This window comes from Natranaerobius thermophilus JW/NM-WN-LF (genome assembly GCF_000020005.1).
Lineage (GTDB): Bacteria > Bacillota > Natranaerobiia > Natranaerobiales > Natranaerobiaceae > Natranaerobius > Natranaerobius thermophilus.
The window spans coordinates 2,891,351-2,912,339 of the sequence record NC_010718.1; the positions used below are offsets into that span (position 1 = coordinate 2,891,351).

At 39.2% G+C, this 20,989-nt stretch carries 17 protein-coding genes and 1 pseudogene; 4 read left to right on the forward strand and 14 right to left on the reverse strand.

Annotation, left to right across the window (positions count from 1 at the left end):
* Window positions 1–3: 3 nt before the first annotated feature.
* Entirely contained in the window at window positions 4–2,181 is a 2,178-nt protein-coding gene (locus tag NTHER_RS15460) for an FMN-binding protein (RefSeq protein ID WP_012449074.1), read from the reverse strand.
* Window positions 2,182–2,460: 279 nt separating this feature from the next.
* On the opposite strand from NTHER_RS15460, the gene NTHER_RS13545 reads away from it, so the two are divergent.
* Entirely contained in the window at window positions 2,461–2,967 is a 507-nt protein-coding gene (locus NTHER_RS13545) for a ferritin (protein WP_012449075.1), read from the forward strand.
* Between the two features lie 102 nt (window positions 2,968–3,069).
* Here the strand turns inward: NTHER_RS13545 and NTHER_RS13550 are convergent, their stop codons facing one another.
* The 7 genes from NTHER_RS13550 to NTHER_RS13580 form a co-directional block, all read right to left on the reverse strand.
* Window positions 3,070–3,900, reverse strand: a complete 831-nt coding sequence (locus NTHER_RS13550; RefSeq protein ID WP_012449076.1) for a methyl-accepting chemotaxis protein — start codon at window positions 3,898–3,900, stop codon at window positions 3,070–3,072.
* A 192-nt stretch (window positions 3,901–4,092) separates the two neighbouring features.
* Entirely contained in the window at window positions 4,093–5,013 is a 921-nt protein-coding gene (gene rbsB / locus NTHER_RS13555) for a ribose ABC transporter substrate-binding protein RbsB (protein WP_012449077.1), read from the reverse strand.
* Window positions 5,014–5,102: 89 nt separating this feature from the next.
* Window positions 5,103–6,050, reverse strand: a complete 948-nt coding sequence (locus NTHER_RS13560; protein WP_041367967.1) for an ABC transporter permease — start codon at window positions 6,048–6,050, stop codon at window positions 5,103–5,105.
* A 115-nt stretch (window positions 6,051–6,165) separates the two neighbouring features.
* The gene (locus NTHER_RS13565; RefSeq protein WP_012449079.1) at window positions 6,166–7,653 is read right to left on the reverse strand and encodes a sugar ABC transporter ATP-binding protein; all 1,488 of its coding nucleotides are present in this window, start codon (window positions 7,651–7,653) and stop codon (window positions 6,166–6,168) included.
* A complete protein-coding gene (gene rbsD, locus NTHER_RS13570; protein ID WP_012449080.1) occupies window positions 7,653–8,060 on the reverse strand; it encodes a D-ribose pyranase in 408 nt (135 codons plus the stop codon). The genes NTHER_RS13565 and rbsD overlap by 1 nt, the downstream gene beginning before the upstream one ends.
* Entirely contained in the window at window positions 8,061–9,098 is a 1,038-nt protein-coding gene (locus NTHER_RS16005; RefSeq protein ID WP_012449081.1) for a ribokinase, read from the reverse strand. It abuts the gene before it with no gap.
* A 148-nt stretch (window positions 9,099–9,246) separates the two neighbouring features.
* On the reverse strand, window positions 9,247–10,314 hold the full coding sequence (locus NTHER_RS13580; RefSeq protein WP_012449082.1) for a LacI family DNA-binding transcriptional regulator: 1,068 nt from the start codon (window positions 10,312–10,314) through the stop codon (window positions 9,247–9,249).
* Window positions 10,315–10,571: 257 nt separating this feature from the next.
* On the opposite strand from NTHER_RS13580, the gene NTHER_RS16425 reads away from it, so the two are divergent.
* The 3 genes and pseudogenes from NTHER_RS16425 to NTHER_RS13590 all read left to right on the forward strand — a co-directional run bounded on the left by NTHER_RS16425 (window position 10,572) and on the right by NTHER_RS13590 (window position 13,192).
* Complete coding sequence (locus tag NTHER_RS16425; RefSeq protein ID WP_274377057.1) at window positions 10,572–10,697, forward strand: hypothetical protein; 126 nt, start codon at window positions 10,572–10,574, stop codon at window positions 10,695–10,697.
* A 9-nt stretch (window positions 10,698–10,706) separates the two neighbouring features.
* Window positions 10,707–11,444 (forward strand): annotated as a pseudogene (locus NTHER_RS13585) (glycine betaine ABC transporter substrate-binding protein).
* Window positions 11,445–11,647: 203 nt separating this feature from the next.
* On the forward strand, window positions 11,648–13,192 hold the full coding sequence (locus tag NTHER_RS13590; protein WP_012449083.1) for a stalk domain-containing protein: 1,545 nt from the start codon (window positions 11,648–11,650) through the stop codon (window positions 13,190–13,192).
* A gap of 42 nt (window positions 13,193–13,234) precedes the next feature.
* On the opposite strand, the gene NTHER_RS13595 is transcribed toward NTHER_RS13590, so the two are convergent.
* From NTHER_RS13595 to iorA, 6 genes are all read right to left on the reverse strand, one after another.
* A complete protein-coding gene (locus NTHER_RS13595; RefSeq protein ID WP_012449084.1) occupies window positions 13,235–13,804 on the reverse strand; it encodes an S-layer homology domain-containing protein in 570 nt (189 codons plus the stop codon).
* A gap of 252 nt (window positions 13,805–14,056) precedes the next feature.
* A complete protein-coding gene (locus NTHER_RS13600; protein WP_012449085.1) occupies window positions 14,057–15,364 on the reverse strand; it encodes an AfsR/SARP family transcriptional regulator in 1,308 nt (435 codons plus the stop codon).
* 285 nt (window positions 15,365–15,649) lie between these two features.
* Window positions 15,650–16,939, reverse strand: coding sequence for a S8 family peptidase (locus NTHER_RS13605; protein WP_158438296.1), 1,290 nt, complete (start codon window positions 16,937–16,939; stop codon window positions 15,650–15,652).
* A gap of 174 nt (window positions 16,940–17,113) precedes the next feature.
* Complete coding sequence (locus NTHER_RS13610; RefSeq protein WP_012449087.1) at window positions 17,114–18,256, reverse strand: aminotransferase class V-fold PLP-dependent enzyme; 1,143 nt, start codon at window positions 18,254–18,256, stop codon at window positions 17,114–17,116.
* A 400-nt stretch (window positions 18,257–18,656) separates the two neighbouring features.
* Window positions 18,657–19,232 carry an indolepyruvate oxidoreductase subunit beta gene (locus tag NTHER_RS13615; protein ID WP_012449088.1) on the reverse strand — a complete coding sequence of 192 codons (576 nt, stop codon included), beginning with the start codon at window positions 19,230–19,232 and terminating at the stop codon, window positions 18,657–18,659.
* Window positions 19,225–20,988, reverse strand: a complete 1,764-nt coding sequence (gene iorA / locus NTHER_RS13620) for an indolepyruvate ferredoxin oxidoreductase subunit alpha (RefSeq protein WP_012449089.1) — start codon at window positions 20,986–20,988, stop codon at window positions 19,225–19,227. Before iorA ends, NTHER_RS13615 begins: the two co-directional genes overlap by 8 nt.
* Window position 20,989 lies beyond the last annotated feature (1 nt).

Sequence of the window (20,989 nt, forward strand, 5' to 3'; positions counted from 1 at the left end):
GTTTTAGTATCTTCCGGATTTCCTCAAGGCATCTTGTACGGCGTCCATCCATCGCTCCGCGCTACCGGTAGCTTCAGTGTAGGTATCAACTTCTGCTGAATCCTTTTCTTCAAACCATTCTGGCATAATTTCCTTGGCTTCATGGAATTCTTCCCAGTCATAATCCTCATCTTTGATGGAGTATTCTCCGTCATCTTTTTGAACTTCTTCTAAGGTAACATCTTGAATATCATCACCAATAATTTCTACCCAGGCCAAGTTCCAGCCACCTCGAGCACTCACAGGGGACATTCCCATGAAAGTGCCATCATAAGGACCTTCGGATAGAGCTTTATCAACTGCATCTATAGCTTTTTCTGAAGTTCCAGTTGCACCTGAGATAGTATCGACTTCATCTAAGTCATCTGCAGCTTTAATTCTCTCAATCATTTCATCTAGCATAGCCTGTAAACTATCGTATTCTTCAGGATAATTATCTCTTATATCAGCCCAATTTTCTACATCGTATTCATAATCTCGATCTTTTCGCAGTCCTTTGTTATCGTATTCGGTTAAGCTTATGTCTATAATTTCATCTCCGTCTTTAACTATATCTGCTTTCACAAATCCATTTTCATTGGCTTCAGAATAACCAATTTCTCGATCGTAAACTCCTGCGTTAGCTAGAGCGCGATCCACTGCCTGCTTCCAGGATTCAACACTACCAGTTGCTTCAGTAACCCCGTCTACATCTGTTGAGTCTGCTTCTGCAAACCTTTCAGGCATAACTTCTTTTGCTTCATGGAACTCATCCCATGGATATTCATCATCTTTGAGCTCAGCTTCTTCGATTGGGGTATAAGCATCGTCACGTCCAGCTTCTTCTAGCTCAACTTCTTTAATTTCGCCGTCTTCAACAGTTACAATAGCAATTCCCCAGCTGCGAGCTCCAATGTCGGATACTCCCATGAATGTACCGTCAAAGGGCCCTGTTTCTCCTTTAGCAATGTCAATTGCTCTGTCAACTGCTTCAATAGCTTTTTCTGCAGTTCCAGTAGCTCCTGTAATAATATCTACATCAGCTGAGTTAGTTGCTTTCATGTCTTCAGCTAAGTCGTCAAGCATTGCCTGCAAGCTGTCATACTCTTCAGGATAATTATCTCTGACTTCGGCCCAATTATCTACATCGTACCAATAATCTAGTTCTTTTCTAAGACCCATATCATCATGCTCTACCAAGTCAATATCAACTATATAGCCATCTTCGAAAGTCACTTCCGCGGTTGTGAAACCACGACCTTCTTCTGATGCAGCTCTATAAGTACCATCTTCTACATCCAAAGGTTCAGCTTCCGGTTCTTCGGAAACCTCGGGTTCCTCTGCTTCCTCGGGAACTTCTGGTTCTTCCGCTACTGGCTCCAAGGTATCATATAAGTTTATTTCACCAGCTTCCCATGTCACATAATACTTTAATTCTTCAAATACTGCTCTTACCGGAGTATAATTGGTTCCGTCGATATTTTTAACATCTACCGGCATAGTTACAGCTTCGCCATCAACGTAAAGTTGATCACTGTCAGCTTCTAGCTCTAAAGTAGGTCTATTTTCGTAAGTAATTACAACCTTTTGTTCTTGAGCATCCCATTCTACACTACCTTCAGTCACTTTTTCCACAGTGTTGACAGGCATTAAGCTATTACCTTCTTCAATTAGGCCTGTAACTGTTTCGGTAGTTTTCCCTGAAATAGTTAGCTCTACATCAGGAGTAGGCTCAGAAGGTGCAGGTTCTTCCTCTACTACTTCCTCTTCAGCTTCATCTTCTTCAGGCTGTGCATCCTCTTCCGGCTGTTCTTCTACTTCCTCACCAGCCAAAGCATTTTTCACAGCTTCCAAAATACCTTCACTTGATGCTGTAGCACCAGATACAACATCGACTTGGGTGCTTTGGGCTTCAACAATCCTGTCTAGCACCTCTTCCGCATCCTCAAAGTAATCTGGAGTATCATCGTGTTCAACAACTTCTACACTTGTAATTTGACCATCAGAAACTACCACATCTACTGTGATGTCATCATTGAATCCGCTGCCAGTCCCCCTGTAATCACCATCTGGAATGTTTTCGACATTAATGTCTTCAGACGCCATAGTCCATGAAAAACTAAATAACATAACTAGGACTGTTAAGATAGCAAGTTTCTTCACCGTTACAACCTCCTTTTATATTTTAAATATTATTTTAAAAAGTGAATCAAATCACCCTATATATATTATTTATATTTCAATCAAAAAAATCCTTCCATTATATGAATATTTTTCTAGTTAAAGAGTAAAATTAAATTTGGTGAAAGGTGTCAAAAATAGTATGATAGGGACATTAAAATGCAAAAATAAAAATGTACTACTGCCGATATTGACATGGGAAGGATATTGTTTTATGATATTAATAATAATTATTATTTAAATATTTGGAGGTGTAAATTAATGATCCCTGAAAACGTATTACAAAAGTTAAATGAACAGATTAAACATGAGTTCTTTTCTGCTCAATATTATCTGGCTATGGCTGCTTACTGTAAAGAACAAGACCTTGATGGTTTTGCCAACTTTTTTATAGTGCAGGCTGAAGAAGAACGATACCATGCGATGAAGTTTTTTAATTTTATTGATGAATTGGGAGAAACTCCTATCATTACAGGATTTGAAGATCCTAAAAGAGATTTTAAATCCCTAGAAGAAGTATTTGAATTATCTCTAGAACACGAACAACACGTTACCCATTTGATAAATTCAATTATGGAAATAGCACAACAGGAAAAACATTACCCAACTGTTAGCTTTTTAAACTGGTTTATTGATGAACAGGTTGAAGAAGAAACGACTATGGATAATTTATTGAGTAAAGTCAAGAGAATTGGTGAAAGTGGACCAGGAATTATCATGCTAGACAAAGAACTTGCGGAAAGAAGTTTTACACCTGAAGAAGAGTAGCTCAGAAAATTAATATTCTACATAAAGGGACCACCCCTAGCCTATATTACAAGTCTTTGACGGCACAGGTTAGGGTGGTCCTGTTTTCGCATTAATCTGAGATTATAAGTTTTTAGCAAATTCTACCAATTTATTTGACATTGTTTCTATGTTTTTAATTTCTTCAGTAATGGATTGTAGCTCGTGAGCTTGCTGATTTGAAATATTTTCTATGTTTTGAACTCCTGTGCTTACATTCTGTTCATTTTCTTTTAAAGTACTTAAGATCTCTTCAATTTTCTTTAAAGATTCTTTGCTGTTATCTGCTAGTTTTCTAATTTCTTCTGCTACTACCATAAAGCCACGGCCTTTTTCTCCTAATCGAGTAGCTTCTATGGCTGCATTGAGTCCTAAAAGGTTAGTTTGATTAGTAACTCCTTGTACGGTATTTAAAATTTCATCAGTTTCACTTACTTTGGTATTCAACACTTGAACTTGATCGGATAATTCATTTCCTGTAGAAGCAAGCTCTTCTGATTCACCAGAGATAGTTTCTGCTGATTCCATAATTTTACTAACAGCTTCAGACAAGTGATTGGCCATCTCGTAAACTTGATTCTGTCTTTCTAGGCTTTTAGTAAATGCTAAACTACCTACTACATTGGAGTTTTCATCCTTCAAAGGTACTGCAGAGCTAACATAGGGAAACCCAAATTTCTCACTATCAAAGTGTTGAACCACATGCTTCCCTTGTTTCATGGCCTGATATAGTCCAGTCTTTTCCGGAACAGGATCACCTTTTGCACAACCGTGATCAATACTTTCACCAGGATAATAAGCTAAAAAAGTATTATTCTCAGCTTCCACCAGGCTCACTGCCATATCATCTACCATAGCTTGTTTAATGTAGGGGGCAGCATGTTCCATGTATTCTAAAATATTGTTCCCTTGCATATTATTACTCCTCCTTTATTTTAATGTGTATTATTGGTTTCATTTGGTTTCATTGGCAAAATAGTCCATTAACGTATAATAGTTCTATTTTAAAATTTAAAATCCTTCAAATCATTAATATTTAAAATATCTAAATTAAAAAAGATGAGCCGTGAAATACTACGGCTCATCCAAACAACATATCTATTAAATTTATTCAGTTACTAGTTCAAGGTCAACTGGAATATATTCTTCTATCTCTTCATCTTCCAAATAATCAGCAGCACTTTCTACTCCCAAGGAACCGATCAGTGCTGGCTGCTGGGCTACAGTGGCTGCCATACTACCTTCAGATACTGCTTCTCGAGCATCGTCAGTAGCATCAAAACCGACTACCATTATATCTCTGCCAGAACTTTCAATGGCCTGAAGTGCACCAAGAGCCATTTCATCGTTATGGGCAAAAACAGCGTCAATTTCCTCTTCAGCTTCTAAGATGTTTTCCATAACACTTAGTCCTTCTTGGCGGTCAAAGTTAGCCGTTTGGGAAGCGATCACGTCGATATCAGTACCTTCTACTGCATTATGGAAACCTTCTCCTCTGTCTCTGGCAGCGGAGGCACCAGGAACTCCTTCAAGTTCTACTACTTTTCCTTCTCCACCTAGCTCGTCTACAATAAATTCACCGGCCATTTCTCCACCTGCTACATTATCGGAAGCTACGTGAGATAAAACTTCGCCACCTTCTGCACTTCTGTCAAGAGTGATTACAGGAATATCTGCATCATTAGCCATTGAAACAGCGCTTTCTACTGCATCACTATCCACAGGATTAATAAGAATCACGGAGACTTCTTGCTGTACCAAGTCTTCCACATTGGAAAGTTCTTGAGAAGAGTCATCTTGTGAATCAAGTACTACCAAGTCGTAACCTAAATCTTCAGCTGCTTCCTTAGCACCTTCTTCTAAGGTAACAAAGAAAGGATTGTTCAGTGTGGAAATTGCCAGTCCAATAGTTCCACCTTCTGCTTCACCTTCTTCGTCTGTAGGAGCTTCTTCACCACATCCTGCCATTACACCCAAAAGCAGAACTAGAATACCTCCTACTGCTAACAGTTTTTTAAGACTACTCATTTAAACATACCCCCTCAAATATTTTAATTTTTTTATAAAGAAGCTGATTAGATTTGATTGGATTGAATTAATGGATTGAATTGATTGGATTAATCAGCTTTCTTCCTATCTAAGAGCACTGCTACCAAGATAACAGCACCTCTTACAACTAGCTGGTAATAAGAAGAAACATTTAATAGGTTTAGTCCATTGTTTAAAACACCGATTATGGTAGCACCTATAAAAGTGCCAAAAACGCTTCCTATACCGCCGGCAAGACTGGTACCGCCAATGACAACAGCGGCAATGGCATCCAGTTCAGCTCCGTCTCCGGCTGTAGGAGGAGCAGAGCCCAACCTGGAAATGATAATCATGGCGCTGAGGGCGGCAGTAAAACCAGACAAGGTATAGGCAAATAATTTAATTCTATCGGTGTTAATTCCAGTCAGTTTAGCTGCTTCTTCGTTACTACCAGTAGCGTAAATATATCTTCCAGTCCTGGTCTGAGTCAGGATATAATATGCTACAATAAATATGATAAGGGTTAATATCACGGGTACCGGTACTGCTCCCACCATACCACGGCCTATAAAATGAAAACCTTCTCCTAGACCGCTAAGAGGACGACCATCGCTGACTACCAGTGCCCCACCCCTGGCCATAGTCATCATGGCAAGGGTTGCAATAAAGGGCGGCACTTTACCTTTGGTGATTACTATACCGTTAAAAAAGCCTAGGGCACTTCCTGCTACCAAGCCAACAAAGATGGCCATAGGAGCCGGTAGTCCCATTTCGGCCGCAGTAGCTGCACTCACCCCTGAAAAGGCCAGGACTGAGCCTACAGATAGATCAATGCCCCCTGTTAAAATAACAAAAGTCAAACCTACAGCCATGATGGCATTTAATGAAGTTTGTCTTAGGACATTAAATAAGTTACTAACGGTTAGAAATCTGGGAGTCAGTATTGCCAGGACCACACATATTAATATAAGTCCAATAACTGATTGAAGTTTTAATAAGTTCTTTTTCCAATCGTCTTTTTTAAAATTCTCTATCATCTCAGAGACTTTTGCATTAATGGCATTCACATAATCCCTCCTAGATGCTTCGCTGCAGTTGTTACAAGCAGGGACTTGCTTATAAACACTTCACTGCAGGTGGTTAGTTTTGCTACTAACTGTTTACTGCCCGTTCCATAATTTGCTCCTGATTCACATTTTCATGGCTAAACTCTCCCGTTATTCTACCTTTGTGCATTACCATAACTCTATCGCTAATCCCCATTATTTCAGGAAGTTCAGAAGAAACCATGATAATGGCCACATTTTTCTGTTTTAGTTCGTTAATTAGATTATAAAGTTCCACTTTTGCCCCTACATCTACACCTCGGGTGGGTTCGTCCAAAATTAGTACTCTGGGATTGGTCATTAGCCACTTGGCGAAGACAAGTTTCTGCTGATTACCTCCGCTCAAATTCTTAACCTTTTGAGCAATATGAGGAGTTTTGACAGTCAACCTATCGATATATTCCTCAACTTTTTCTTTTTCACGACCTTTGTTGATTCTTCCTAAATTTGAGGTGAAAGAGTTTAATGATGCCAGGGTCATATTTTTGTAGACTTCGTGTTCTAAGAACAATCCTTCGGATTTTCTGTTTTCCGACAGATAAACGATCCCCTTTTCAATGGCATCCTTGGGGGAATTTATCTTAATAGGTTGGCCGTCTAGCAAAATTTCACCCTGAATGGGATGAGCACCAAAGATAGTTTTGCAGAGTTCAGTACGTCCTGCTCCCATTAGACCAAAAATCCCCAACACTTCACCCTGTTTTGCCATCAAATCCACATTGTAAATTAGTCCTGGTGAACTGACATCTTTAAGTTCCAAGACCACATCACCGGTTTGAGGTGCAACCCAGGGGAATTTTTCTTTTAAATCCCGGCCGACCATCATTTTGATTAGATCTTCCGTATTAGTCTCTGTTATATCTTTGGTACCGACATGAGTTCCGTCCCTTAATACCTGAACTCTATCGGAAATCTGAAATATTTCTTCCAGTTTATGGCTGATATATATGATTCCTTTCCCGGACTCTCTTAAAGAGTTGATAACTTGAAAAAGAACCTCTATTTCTTGAGGTGTGAGAGCATCTGTAGGCTCGTCCATAATGATGATCTTGCAGTTCATTGATAGTATTCGGGCTATTTCTACCATCTGTTGAATACCGATGCTAAAGTCTTTGACAGGACGAGTCAGGTCTATATCTTCAACTCCCAGTTGGACAAGGAGTTTTCTACTCTCTTCATTCATATAGTGCCAGTCAATTTTTCCGGTTATGGGATGGGTTTTTTCCCTGCCTAAAAAAATATTTTCTCTCACTGATAAGTTGGGAACCAAACTTAATTCCTGATGAATGATCCCAATTCCGTGATCAGTGGCTTTTTGAGGGGACTCTATGGCAACTTGCTTACCTTCTACTTCCAGCATTCCTTCATCTTCACCGTAAACACCACTGAGAATTTTCATTAAGGTAGATTTACCGGCACCGTTTTCTCCTAAGAGGGCCAGGACTTCTCCAGCTTCAAGGTCCAGGTCAACATCATCAAGGGCCCTAACACCTGGAAAAGTTTTGGTTATTCCCTTCATTTTTAGTAATGTCATTAAAACACCACTCCGGATTTTAAAATAATATTAGAAAAAGGTGTACATTCACCGGTTCTGACAACTGCTTTTGTGTTTGAAACCTCTTTTTTAAAGCTTTCATGGTCAATTTCTGTTATTTGAATATCAGGATTGTACTGTTTTAATAAGTCCACAATTTTATGATAAGTTTGTGGGCTCACTTCTCTCGTTTCAGTAGTCAGTACCACTGCTTCAACCTGTAACTCGGAAAGTACCGTTTCTAGTGTTTCCATAAAAGCTGGTACCCCTTCCTTAAGGGCCAGGTCTATCCGTTCTGATTCTTGGGGGATGGGAGGTCCAGCATCGGAAATAGTCAATCCGTCAGTATGGCCCATTTGAGAAGTAACTCGGGAAATTTCGCTATTCAGCAAAGTTGTTTTTTTCATTTACAGTTCCCCTTTCTTCAGGAAGGTATCTACCTGATGAGAATAGGGTAATGAGCTTTGTGCTCCTTCTTTGGTCACTGTGATAGCCGCTACGGCTGAAGCATATTTGAGGGCGTTTTCTATGCTTTGTCCCTGTCCCAAAGCAATTGCCAAGGCTGCTGTAAAGCTATCACCTGCTGCTGTGGTATCTACAGCTTTAACCGAAAAGCTGTCAACAAAGGTGGCCTCTTGAGGGTTTTGAGAGTCTTGAGTGCCGTGAGTACCGCGAGTTCCGTAAGTACCGCGAGTACCGTGATTGCAGTGTGTGTTATGATGTCCATGAGTGCCTTGTTGACCCATGTTCTTGTCCACATGAAAGGCCCCTTCTGAGCCCAGAGTGACAACTACCTGATCCACACCCAAGTCAGTCAGATGCCTGGCGGCAGCTATCTGTTCCTCCCTAGTTTCTGTGGTCATACCTGATATGACAGATAGTTCAGTTTCATTGGGAGTTAACAAGTGGACACGTTTTAATAGGTTTTGGGACAGTTCCTGGCCAGGTGCTGGATTTAAGATAACCTTGGTCCCTAAACTGTCAGCTAACTCAGCCGTGGCCTCTACTACTTCTAGGGGAGTCTCCAACTGCATCAGCAAATATTCTGAATTTTGGATCAATTCCTTATGCTGTGGCACCCAAGATGTTTTCAGTTCACCATTGGCGCCTGGATATACAAGAATGGTGTTTTTACCCTGTTGATCGACTGTGATAAAGGCATTTCCTGTAGGAGTGTCAGCTAGGCACTGAACTCCTGTTGTATCAATCTGTTCTTGTTCCAAGTTTCTTAGTAGATTATTACCCAAATCATCGTCTCCTACTGCACCGATCATGTTCACCTGGCCTCCCAACCGTGCCAGGGCAACAGCTTGATTGGCGCCTTTTCCGCCGGGAAAAGTAGAAAAATTTTGGGCTAGGAGTGTTTCGCCTTCCTGGGGAAGCCTGGGGACAGACAATACGAAGTCCATATTTAAGCTTCCCATAACTGTAAATTTTACAGACAATAGCATTACCCCCCTGCCTTACTATATTCAAAACCCTTGCTTAATTTGTTTATTTTTTGGATGTATAAAAGTTGAATGTTGATAACTTATTTCCAGATTTCTGGGCCTCACTGGCCGAAGTCTATTCCTTATTTAATCTTAATCCATACTATTTAACTGAATTTCTGATGATTAATTCGGGCTCTAGCTTGACTTCTTGGATTTTAAGTGATTCGAAATCCTGTGAAGTTTGATTAGTTTCGGGATGAGTGCTTTTCCCAGTAATATTAGTGGTCTTTTCGATCATGTCGATCAAAATATCAGTCGCCATTTGTCCCATTTGATAAGAAGGTTGTGCCACCGTAGTCAGGGGTGGATCTACTAGTCGTGAGGTTTGAATGTTGTCAAATCCGATAATTGATATATCCTCCGGAATTTTTAGGCCGCGATTTTTAATAGTTCGCATAGCTCCCACCGCCATGAGATCATTAGCTGCTACTACTGCTGTGATATGCGGATTTGTATCCAACAGCTCGGCTATTCCTTGCTCTCCCGAGAGGGCCTTGTAATCACCATAATAGATCAATTGTGACTCTGATTCGGGAGTGAGACCGGCTTCACTCAAGGCTTGTCTGTATCCCTCGAGGCGGTCTTTGGCCGTTTGGGATGTTTCAGGACCTGAAAGAAAAGCAATGTCTCTATGGCCTCTTGTAATCAGGTGATTCATGGCTAGTTTAATACCTTTATAACCGTCAGTATAAACTTTGGGAAAGTCCAAAGGACCTGAAAAACTCCTGTCTAAAAGGACAAAGGGTGTATCATTGTTCTCCAGGTGGTCCAGATAACTTTTGGAAGATTTAGTTGAACTTGTAAAAATAATTCCGTCTACGCATTTTTCTTCAAGAACTCTGAGGTATAATTTCTCCTTGTCCACATCATCATCGGTATTGCAAAGTATCATATTGTATCCTTGGTAATTGGCCGTATCCTCAATGGCCCTGACCACCTGGGGGAAAAAAGGGTTGGTAATGTCTGGAATGATAAGTCCCAAGGTATTGGTCTTTTTAGTAATTAAGCCCCGAGCGAGGTAATTAGGCTTATAGTCCAGCTCCCGGGCTGCTGCAAGGATCTTTTCTTTGGTCTCTTCTTTGATGCCCATATCCTTGTTGTTTAGCACCTGGGAAACAGAGGTGATTGAAACCCCAGCTTTCTTGGCAATATCTTTAATCGTGGCCATTGGGGACGTCCTTTCATAAGAAAATATTAATATCGTAACTTACTTAAATAATCTCGATTGGATCATAAAAGGTTTTACTAAATCGTTTTACTAAAACCTTTTACGACTTAAGTTTAATACAAAAAATTATGGGAGTCAATTGAAAAAACCATAAAAAAAAGTCATTATAAAACCTCGAGAACATCAAGTAGATACATATTTAAACAGCTGTTTTCAAAAAATATAGTTGACCCTACGCAATAGGAGGTATCTCAATTATGAAACTTCGAATTCCTATAATTTTGTTAGTGATTACATTAATGCTAGGTCAAGCATTTACCATGACAGGATGTCAATTAATTGAAGATGAACAACAAGAAATCAGGATAGCTTTTGGGGAATGAGCATGTGCCATTGCCAAATCCCATTTGGTTGCTGCTATTTTGGAAGATGAAATGGGTTATGACGTAAATCTCACCACGGCAGAACTGGGCATGGTTTACACCAGCTTAGCTAGCGGAGAAGAAGATTTATACATGGCGGGTTGGCTTCCAATCACCCATGAGGACTATATGGAAGAACACGGTGACGACATTGAACAGTTAGGCACAGTCTACGATGATGCCAGAATCGGTTTAGTTGTCCCGGAATACGTGGAAGTTGAAAGTATCGACGAAATGGATGAATACTATAATGAGTTTGAAGGACAAATTGTTGGAATAGACTCCGGTGCGGGAATAATGCAAAATACAAATGAAGCCATGGACTTATATGATTCCCTGGCAGATTACTAACTGGTTTCTAGTAGTGCGGCTTCCATGACAGCAGAATTAAGCAGTGCTATAAATAATGAAGAATGGATCGTGGTTACCGGTTGGACTCCCCATTGGAAGTTTGCCGAGTGGGATCTGGAATTTTTGGAGGATCCCGAACTGGTTTACGGTGAGGCAGAACGCATTGAAGCCTTATCAAGGCGAGGTTTTTCAGAAGATGCCCCGGAAGTGGCAGAGTTAGTGGCAAATATGTACTTAACCGATGAACAACTGGGCGAGCTCATGGGAATGATTGACGAAACAGGCGATGAAGAAGGTTCTGCAAGGGAATGGATCGAGGATAATCGGGATGTTGTTGAGGAGTGGATACCAGAGTAGATAAGAAGTGAGTTTTACAACATAATAATGGATATATACACCAAGCTGCTCAAGCTGCTCTAGGATTATAGACCTGGAGCAGCTTTTCTAAGTTTGTCGAAAACTGAAGATTTTTCTTCTTTATTCCAGTTTTTTGCAGGTAGTTTTATTTATAAAGAGAATATATTACTGTGTGTTAATCTTATATAGATAGGGGGATTTAAATGTCGATATTTCAAAGAACTGTGTTTTTATCTTTAATTATTATTCTATTACTTTCGTGTCTTTCGTCTTTGGCCTTTGCTTCAAGTGATCTTACAACAAAAGAGGACAAGTTAGTAGAAACCGATAGAGGTGATTATCGTGTAAACTATATTAAAATACCTCTAGCCGGTGATTATGGTTTTACAACTTCATATGATGAAGTGGGCACTGTTGATTCCCTATCTTCCCATGCCCAAAGGGAAGACGGTATAGCTGCCATCAACGGTACCTTCTTCGATGCTTACACTTCTGAAGATGATGAAAGGTATCCTTCTGGTGCAATTATGAAAGATGGACAATTGCTTCATCTTATGGGTTTTGGCTCTACCTTTGCTGTTAAAAGTGATGATGGTATCAAAAATATTAAAGATCTAGACGTTTCTCGAATGAGATTTGGTCTAAACCTGGTTATTGAAGACCGTGATATCAGAATTGGTAGGATAAACCATCCTTCTGATAATTCTAACATGATCATTGCATATACTCCTGAATTTTCTAAAGATGTGATAGATGAACAAGGAACAAAATTAGTTGTAGAAAATAACAGAATTGTAGAATTCACTGATGGACCAGCAGAGATACCGGAAAACGGTTTTGTCGTCGAACTTGGTACACAACAGGCGGTTTCACAACTCCCAGAAAACTATTCCCCAGGAGATAAAGCAAAACTCAAACCATCTGTTAGTGACGAAGATAGAGAGGAGCCAATTGAAATAGAAGATTTTATTCATATGGTTGGAGCCGGACCAAAACTTGTCAATAATGGTAGAGAAGATGTTGATCTAGAAAAAGACCAGATGACCGGTGAGAGGCATACTATCAAGGCTCGAAGAAGCTTCATTGGTTACAATGACAATGAAGTGATCATGGGAACTGTTGACGGTGCTAACCATGAAGATACGGCTGCTATATGTGTTGAATTAGGACTGACAGAAGCTATGGCTCTAGACGGTGGTGCAAGTTCAGGTCTTTATTATGAAGGTGATTACATAACAAGGCCCGGTAGAGAAATTAGTAATGCTTTGGTTGTAAACAATATAAGTGAACCGGAAGATCCAGGAATGAGCCCATCAGATGGAGGACCAGGTTCAGGTGTAGGTAGAAGCAGTATCCTTGAACTTGAACCGGGAAACTATACAGTAAAGAAATTTGACTCTAATAGATCAGAACAAAGTAAGAAAGGTAGTTGGGAACTAGATAGTGCGCCCATTATTAGAGATGGCCGTACATTAATGCCACTGCGAGGGGTTATAGATAAATTAGGTGCTTCCCTTGATTGGGATAACAGCTCCCAAGAAGTAACGATTAAAGATGATGGAGTGGAAGTGAAGCTTACTATTGGTGAAACAACTGCTAAGGTTAATGGAGAATCCAAAATAATGGAGATTTCACCTATAATAGAAGACAGCCGGACGTTAATTCCGCTTAGATATGCAAATGAGCTTTTAGGCCATAATGTAGATTGGATAAGTGGAGAAGAGGTTATTGAGATTAGAACAAAGTAGTAAGAATTCTAAACCATCCTCTATTATAAGTAGAGGATGGTTTTAGTTTCTGGAAAGATTTGTTACTACTCCCCCTTCGTTTAATGCCGGATCTAGAGCTACATAGTCTTTGGCCCAGCTAGACACTTGATCAAGGTCATTAATATTCGGTTTATCAGTTAATTTCTTGGCGTCTTCTTCTAAATCGAAAGCTCTCACGAAAAACACTGCCAACTCTTCTCTGGTTACAGGGTCATCTGGAGAAAATGTGGTTTCTGTTGTCCCTGTAGTTATTCCAGCATCAACCAGCGCACCTACATACCCGGCATACCAATCTCTTTCATGAACATCTTCAAAGCCTGTTCCCTTTTCTGGGAGCTCGTCCAATTCTAAAGCCCTAGTTATAACAGCAGCAAATTCAGCACGGTTAATACTGTCACTTGGCCTGAAAGTACCCTCGGGGTCACCGGTAATTATTCCTTCATCTGATAATGCCTCAATTTCATCAACTGCGTATGAATCGGCAATGTCAATATAATCATCGGCGCCGAGTGTTTTACTTACCAAAGGAATACTTGCTAATAAAACAATTACTAGTGCTATAGTTAATTTTTGTTGGACTTTAAATACCATATCTAACCAACTCCTCCTTTGTAGATTCCTATTAACAATTCTTAATATCACCTCCTATAGTTAACTTTGAATTGTCAGCAATTTTAATAGTAGCATTTGACTTTGATAATTCATTAACAATTGACATATAAGTGAATTATTTTTTGATAATATACCTCTGTTAATTCACTGTTATCTCACTGATAAAAAATAAAACCGCAGCTAAAACTGCGGTTAAAGGCTAAAGTAATATACTCTTTTTTCTATTTTTTATTATTCCGGTAGTTTTGTTAGGGGTATTCCCACTAATGAAACATTGTATTCGTAACATTCACAATTAAATTCAGTTTGAATTCGCTTAATAAAGTTATACGCATTTTCTGCTTTTGTATTAGATAATAATACTAAAAATCGTTTATCACTCCAGCGACAAATTGCATCCCCCTTACGTAAATTTGTTACTAAAACTTCCTCAATTTTAGCACTATACTTTTCAATAGAAGATAAATCATTGTCATTTTCTATTTCGACTACAGTCAGATCTACTAATACAGGAGGTTTCTCAGTTCTTTCACTTCTTAATTTTTCTAACTTATACAGCTTAATAAAAAAGTCTTTATTGCAGTAAAAACCACCTTGGGATTCGTTGGTATTTTTAATTTGAACTCCTTTCTTTACCTTTAAGCCTTTCAAATCAAAGTAGTTATTTTGCGCTTCACCTTTAATATATTCTGAGCCATTTCCGTTTTTTATTTCCTTATAAAAATTTTGCAATTTAGTAGGAAGAGAGCTTTCAAATTCTTGTTTATACATGGTATTAATGTATTCATAATATGATAAAGCTTCACCTAGTTTTCCTTCTTGAACTAAGGACTCCATAAAATATAAATGAAGTTGTTCTTCCTCTAAAAAAGGTTCGATTAATAATGCCTGTTCGCAAACCTTGCTAACTTCAGAAAAGTTGGATTCATCTCTAAGCATAGCCAAGTACTCCGTAAGAGTTTTCATATAAATTCTGCGGTAATAATATCTAGCAGGCATGGGCCAATACTTATGATAGTATTCAGGCAGATAGGCACCTTTATAAAGTGAAAGCGCCTCACGATATAATTGTTTGGCTGTTTCCGGATTAGAGTAGCAAAGTTTAGTTGCCTTTATCGATAGTGTGATAAATTCATCGACATCTAACCAGCTATGTTGATTTAACCTAAACAAATAGCCCTCTTGAGAATAGTCTAAATTTATATGAGAATTATTAACAGCATTATTATCATTTTTACCATTGATACTTCCGTTAATATCCAGTAATTTTCTCAACCGATAGACCAAAGAATGTACCGCTGTTTTGGGATCTGCATAATCCTGTTCAGGCCATAAGGTATCTACAATTTTTTCAGGTGGTAAACGCTTATTACGGTTTGTGAGCAAGTACTTAAAAAGTTCCCAGAGCTTATTTGAGTTTTTTCTTACATTTGCCAAGCAATTGCCCTGATACTCTACCCTAAAATCGCCCAAGGTATAGATTTTCAAATAATTGGATTCTTTTGTTTTCTCTTGTTCTAAAAGCACCTCTCCCTCCATTTACCACCCTCCCATCCAAGTTTCAATAATACTTTTGTATGTTACAAGGAATTTTTAGGTTCCCTAATAAATATATTAACATTGTACCTCCATAAAATTTGTCCTCCAAAGTCGATATTGAGAGTCTCAAATTGTCGAAATTCAAAAAGTTTAACATTTTGACATAAAAATCCCCTCCTAATTCATCCTGGAAGAAGGACGAATTAAGAGGGGATAAATAATCACTTTTATCTGGGAATCAATTATTTATTTTAAATTAAATATCAATTGAATGTTAATCACATGTTATTCAAGGTCTTTTAACGCCTCATAAGAATTTACCAGACCGTGACCAAAGTTCCGTCTGCTGTCTGATGGATGATCAATAGTCTCTGCAGTTTCTTTTAGTTGGGTAATAACTTCATCATGAGAGAGTCCTGGATTTTCACTGATAATCAATCCTGCCACAGCAGCAGCTTTGGGTGAGGCCATACTGGTACCTGCCATCCATGCATATCCTTCTCCCGGATATGTGCTAAGACACAATGTAGTTGGATCTTCAGGGTCTTCCGGATTAAAGTCTCCTCCTGGAGCACCCAAGTCAACTCTGGCCTGGCCGTAATTTGAATAGCTTGCTAAATTATCTTGGATATCACTGGCGGAAACAGCAATAGTGTCAGGGAAATAAGAATATACATCAAATAATGGTCCTGTTTCATCAAAATCTATTTCGTCATCAAATTCACCCATAGGTTTTCTTAAATCCCTGGAATCATTACCTGCAGAAACTGCCATTATCATCCCCTGGTCATCGGCGTATTCCACTACTCTTCTTGTCATATGGTATAACTCTCTCGATTCTTCATCTGTAATATCCCGTAAAGCACCCAAGCTGATATTCACCACATCTACACCCTTATCGGCAGCCGTTGCAATAGCATCGGCAGTGGCAACAGAAGGAATTACACCTTCATCATTCATAACCCTGAAAGAAGCCAATCCCAGATCAGGGCCGACACCTTTCACTTCACCATCTGCAGCGATGGAACCTGCTACATGAGTTCCGTGACCATTGGGGTCTACATAAGCGTCCTCTTCTTCGGCATCTTCATAGTGAACCGTAGCAAATTCTAAGTTTTCCTTCAAATCCGGATGATCAGCATCAATACCAGTATCAATAACACCTACCGTAACTGAATCATCTCCCCGGGTAATGTCCCAGGCCTTTTCATTCTGAGTAACTCTTTTGATATCCCACTGGAATACCTCATATAAACTAGATTCTTCACTAGCCTCTTCCTGATCAAAAGTCTCTTTTTCAATTTCCGGGGGTTCCCAAAATACTTCTCTAGTGACATGTTCGATGCCGTCTATCTGGGAAGCTTTCTCTAAAAAGTCTTTTTCATCAGCTTCAACAGCAATTACACCAATCTGAGGAATTTGAGTATTAACCTCTACTTCTAATTCTTTTAGTTCTTCCAGAGCTTCTTGGTCGATCTCTTCTTTTTCAAAAGTAACTACAAATTCACTGTCCCCGCTTGCCTCGGTTTGGGCCGGCACCATCATTAAAAGAAACGCCAGTACAAACAGACTCATTTTAAAACCAGCGAGCTTAGGCCGCAAAATAACTCTTCACCTCCTAAAAGTGTTTGAATTTCTTCATTGTTTAACCCTATAATTTCTGGGTGCTTTTATTGTATCAACTGCGTAATCAGAACTTTGTTGATTCTTGATTGTCAATTCAGGTAATCTTTTGTCAATCTGTTATTGCTATTGATTAATAATTTGATCCAAAGCTTGTATGAGCTGGTCTATTTCATCTTCTCGGGTGAAGGGGCCAATACTCACTCTTACTCCTCCAAAGTCTATACTGCCAGCAGTTCGATGGGCCAGGGGAGAACAGTGAAGTCCCGTTCGGGTTATTATTTCATACTCGCTGTCCAAAATTTGTCCCACTTTATCTGCAGCAATGTTTTTCAAATTAAAGGTTACCAGTCCAACTCGTTCCGAAATAGAAGAAGAGGGAGGTCCGTAAACATCAATTTCAGATTTATCTAGAAGATAATCCATAAGTTTTTCCATCAAATGTTGTTTTGATGAAATAATATCTGTCAGGTTATCACGACTATATTTGACACCCTCTTTCAAGCCGGCAATTCCAGGCATATTAACAGTTCCGCTTTCAAAATCATCGGGAAACATCCCATCCTGTTTCAATGATCTGGAATTGCTTCCTGTTCCTCCATGAATCAAGGGTTCCAGTTCAATTCCTTCCCTGACAAATAGTCCTCCAGTACCTTGCGGCCCTAAAAGGCCTTTGTGACCGGTAAAAGCAAAAAAATCTGCCTTCAAAGCTTTTACATCCACTTCCATATTCCCTGCACTTTGCGCTCCATCTATTAATGTGTATAAGCCATGGCTTTTTGCGATTTGCACTAATTGACGAGCAGGCAAGACTGTCCCCAAAACATTAGAAGCATGGGTAAAAACTAATAATTTAGTATTTTCCGTTATCAAGGATTCAATCTCGCTTATATTTAACCTTCCTTGAGAGTCGGACGGAATCAGATCGTAACTAATCCCTCTATTCTCCTTTAAATATTCTAGGGGTCTTACTACAGAGTTGTGTTCCATAGGACTTATCAAAACATGATCACCTGTCTCCAATATTCCCTTTAACACCATATTTATAGCTTCTGTTACATTTTTGGTAAAAATCAATCTATCTTCATTTGGGATATTTAAAAAATTCGCCAGTTCGTACCTAGCCTCAAAAATAATTCGACTCATTTCCAGAGAACTCTGGTTGACACCCCTGCCTGGGTTCCCGCCTGAGCGTAGGCACTCATCTACTGCTCGATAAACTTGTTCCGGTTTGGGCCAGCTGGTGGCACCGTTATCTAGATAGACCATTAAATTCACCCCTAGTTTTGTAAAGATAATTACATCCCGATACAAATGCTCACTTAAATTATACAGGGATTGGAATTAATGTAACAAATAGTTTTTATTGATACTTTTGATATAATCCATTATATCTATCTATATTTTAGCTTAAACACACAAATTATAATTGACCTACCTCTACTCTGTTGTTAGCTAAGATGTCTTACCGGTTTAATGAATACTGGTCTAATAAATAAATTTTATCGGATATATAATTAAACTTTCCATAGATATATCAATTAGTGCACAAAAAAGGAGCTGACCCAAAAGTGGTAGCTTTTGGGGTACAGCCCCTTTTTACCTTACCTCATTTAGTTTTATAGCTTTATTTGTCTACTTTGTTTGTCTACTTTAAATTATCCACTTATTAACTGTTTTTTCCTAAGTCAAAGGCTTTTAAGTTGGCTTCTAAAGTCTTGGGAGGAACACGTTTTTTGATAATTTCTTTCCAATGATCTTCAGGTATATCAATATATTTGGACAGTGCCCCTACAAGGATTACATTTACAGTCTTAATATTACCAGCTTCTTTGGCAACCTCAAGGGCATTAAATGCATTAACTTTTTCTGTAACTTCTTTTAAGTTCCCAATTGCATTTTTGGGATAACTGCCCTGTCCAATAGCCACTGGCATGGGGACAATTTGTTGTTCGTTAACAATTATTCTAGTATCACTGTGAATATAATCTAACCATCTTAAAGTTTCCATTTGTTCAAAGGATAGGAGAAAATCTGCTTCTCCTTCTGTAATTAGTGGTGAATAAACTTTATCACCAAATCTAACATTAGTGACTACACTGCCACCTCTTTGGGCCATTCCATGGACTTCAGATTTTTTCACATCATAATCTTTTGCAAGTAAGGCCTCACAGATCAGTTCACTTGCTAATAAAACACCTTGACCGCCTACGCCAACAATCATAATATTGGTTGTTTTATTCATTTAAGTCACCTGCCTTTACAATAGCATCAAACTTACAGACCTGTTGACAAACTCCACAACCGGTACAGAAAGTTGAATCTATTTTTGCCTTGCCATCTTCGCCTTTATAAACAGCGGAACAACCTACTTTATAACACATTCCACATGCCTTACATTTTTCACTGTCTATTGTCAAACCTTCCCATCTTGAATCCTTATCAATTAATACACAAGGATTTTTGGTGATTATGATTGAAGGTTCATCCTTGGCGAGTTCCTCTTTAACAGCTTGTTCTACTTCATCAAGATTATAAGCATCTACTGTCCGAACATTATCATTGCTAACACCGACAGCTTTACTTATCTCTTCAACATCAAGGGTTTTTGTACTTTCTCCCATGAGGGTTCTACCGGTACCAGGGTTCTCTTGATGTCCTGTCATACCTGTTGTTCTGTTATCTAAAACCATGATAGTTGAAGCGCCTTTATTATAGACAATGTCTATTAACCCAGTAATTCCAGTGTGAATAAATGTGGAGTCGCCTATTACACCAATTAGTTTGTCTTTTCCTTCCCCTTTTAGTGCCAGTTCGGCACCAAAGGTCATGCTGACGCTTGCTCCCATACATACTGTGGTATCAATAGCCGATAATGGTGGTACAACTCCCAGGGTGTAACAACCGATATCACCCATGACAGCAAGATTAAGTTTATTAAGAGTATAGAAAACTCCTCGATGTGGACAGCCTGGACACAAGGCAGGAGGACGTGGTGGCAGGTCAACATCAGGATAAGAAACTTGTTCTGGTTTTTCACCCACAAGATTTTCTTTTAATATCTTTTGGTTTAATTCATATATCATTGGTAGTTCTTCTTTGCCGATAATTTCTATACCCATTGCTTTAATCTGTTCTTCCAAGAAAGGATCCAACTCTTCAACAGCGTAAAGTTTATCTACTTTAGCACTAAATTCTTCAATCACTTTCTTAGGCAATGGATAAGAAAAGCCGAGCTTTAAAATTGAAGCCTGGGGCAATGCCTCTTTCACATAGTGATAAGAAATACCTCCAGTGATGACACCGATTTTGCTATCTCCCCATTCAATTTTGTTTAGTTCCGTCTGATTTGAAAACTCCTCCAGTTGTTTCATCCTGTCTTCTACTACTACATGACGTTTTCTAGCATTTCCCGGAACCATGACAAATTTTTCAGGATCTTTTTCAAATTCTTCTAGTGACTGAACCTGCTCACGTTCTCCAAGGGTAGCTACTGTTTTAGAATGGGATATTCTTGTAGTTACTCTAAAAAGCACAGGAGTGTCAAACTTTTCACTGATTTCGAAAGCATGTTTGACAAACTCTCGGGCTTCTTCACTATCTGATGGCTCTAACATGGGAACTTTGGCGAACCTGGCAAAATGGCGATTATCTTGTTCGTTTTGTGAACTATGCATGCTGGGATCATCTGCTGATACTACTACCAATCCACCTTTCACCCCTGTATAGGACAGGGTCATAAAGGGATCAGCCGCCACATTCAAACCCACATGTTTCATAGCAACCAAGGATCGGGAACCTCCGAAACAGGCGCCAATGGCCACCTCCATAGCCACCTTCTCATTTGGAGCCCATTCACAATAAACTTCATCTTTAAATTTTGATACATTTTCTAAAATCTCTGTGCTCGGAGTGCCAGGATAAGCTGTTGCAACTGTAGCGCCGGCTTCATAGGCGCCTCTGGCAATTGCTTCATTTCCAGATAATAAAACTTTACTCACA